The organism is Pseudonocardia charpentierae, assembly GCF_031845345.1.
Classification (GTDB): domain Bacteria; phylum Actinomycetota; class Actinomycetes; order Mycobacteriales; family Pseudonocardiaceae; genus Pseudonocardia; species Pseudonocardia charpentierae.
This window is the reverse complement of record NZ_JAVREJ010000082.1, coordinates 1-1,661: the sequence shown is the minus strand read 5'-3', so window position 1 is coordinate 1,661 and position 1,661 is coordinate 1. Positions and strand designations below refer to the sequence as shown.

The window sequence follows — 1,661 nt, the reverse complement described above, 5'->3', positions numbered from 1 at the left end:
GGGCACGATGGGTCATCCGATGGAAGGCCGCTCTCAACGCCTTCGCCATCACCTTCGACGGACGCATCAACCCGTCGAGCAACTGAAATGCCGGACGACACTTACACCGTTCGTCGGACACTCCCGCGGAGAGCGGCCGGCGTGCTCGTTCGGGCGATGGTGCATTATGCGGGTAGTGAGTTGGGTGCTGCCGATGCGGGAGGAGTGTGGGCCGGGTTGGCCGCTGGTGGTGGTGCGTGCCGCCGGTGGACGGGTCGGGACCGTGTGGACGGGTGTGATGCATAGCCTGCTAGTTCCAGAGTCCGCCTCGCGGGATCACCTTGTGGTGGCCGCGTGGGTTGCGCAGGCGATGGGCCGCGGGAGCGCGTGGTGTACAAGCATGCGCCGACGGAGGATGCCGGAGCGGTGCTGAGAGCGTCGTTGCCGGCGGCGGGTGTAGACCCGGGCGTGTTGTCCTCGGGGCAGGTGCAGCTGGCCGACACGACGGACCTGCGGGCCGACACCGGTGGCCGCCACGACGCGTTGTATGCGCTGCACCTGGACCAGCTGCGAAAGGCGACGCGGGACGGTTTCGCCGGGTTGGCGTTGACCGGTGACGCCGCGGCCATGCACACGATCACTCGGGACGAGGCCGAGCTGGCCGGGTATGAGCGGGATCTCGAGCGGCTGGCCGGCGAGGCCGGGGTGCGATCGCTGTGCCGCTACCCGGTTGAGGAGGAACCGGGGCTGCTCGACGACATGCTGACGGTACATTTCCGCGAGGTCACCGACGTACTGTGGTCGGCCGAGGTGATCGATGGTCGACTGTGGGTGCGCGGAGAGCTGGATTTCAGCAACGTCGACCGTTTCGTGCCGGTCGTGCGGACCGCACTGGCAGCAGGCATACACACCATCGACGCCTCCGCCGTCGAGTTCTGCGACGTCGCGGTGGTCCGCGCGCTCGTCTCCGCCACCGACGCCCTCCGACCCGATGAACTGCCCCTGACGCTGGTAGGCGTCGATGGTGTGTTGGCCAAGATTCTCGCCGCGACCGGCGCGCTGGGCCACCGGGTACTGCAGGTCAGCAAGCGAGACGCCGGCGCATGACCGGATACAGCAGCATGACCGGATACAGCAGCATGACCGGATACAGCAGCATGAGCGGGCGCAGCAACGACAGTCGGGGCGCCGACTACCTGAGTGGGCCACTGCACGCGCGGTGCTGTACGACTGCGACGACGCCCTCTGCGCGGGCGCGGCCCCATCTCGACGCGTCGGCCTGGATCCATCCGACCCGTGACTCAATAGGCGCACGGCGAGACGGTCGGGCTGAGCGTCGCGGACGGGGGCGGACGCGTTGGTGTGTGATCGGTGAAGGGGGAGCCCCGCGTGGGCGCCGGTCCCGCTCCAGGTAGCGCGCGTGAGCCGGACGGCCTCGCACGCGACAACCGTCATGGCCTGCAGCATGAGGCGTACTTCTACGACGACGGCGAGCAATACCTCACCGAGGTGCCGCGATTCGTGCGCGGCGGGCTCGCCGGCAGCGAACCGGTGCGAGCCTGTCACGATTCCCGTGTAAGCCACGGGTGACTAATCTGGCTAAAATATCACAGAGGAAGTCGTCCGGGGAAGAGGACGACGAGCGTATTCAGGGCTGTTTTCCAGCCGTGTGTTCCGGTTCC

General features: G+C 67.6%; 2 protein-coding genes. Both read left to right on the top strand.

Annotation, left to right across the window (positions count from 1 at the left end; translation table 11 throughout):
- The first annotated feature begins 333 nt into the window (after positions 1-333).
- Entirely contained in the window at positions 334-1,086 is a 753-nt protein-coding gene (locus RM445_RS31935) for an MEDS domain-containing protein (RefSeq protein ID WP_311560593.1), read from the top strand.
- 282 nt (positions 1,087-1,368) lie between these two features.
- Positions 1,369-1,569, top strand: coding sequence for a hypothetical protein (locus tag RM445_RS31930; RefSeq protein WP_311560592.1), 201 nt, complete (start codon positions 1,369-1,371; stop codon positions 1,567-1,569).
- Positions 1,570-1,661 lie beyond the last annotated feature (92 nt).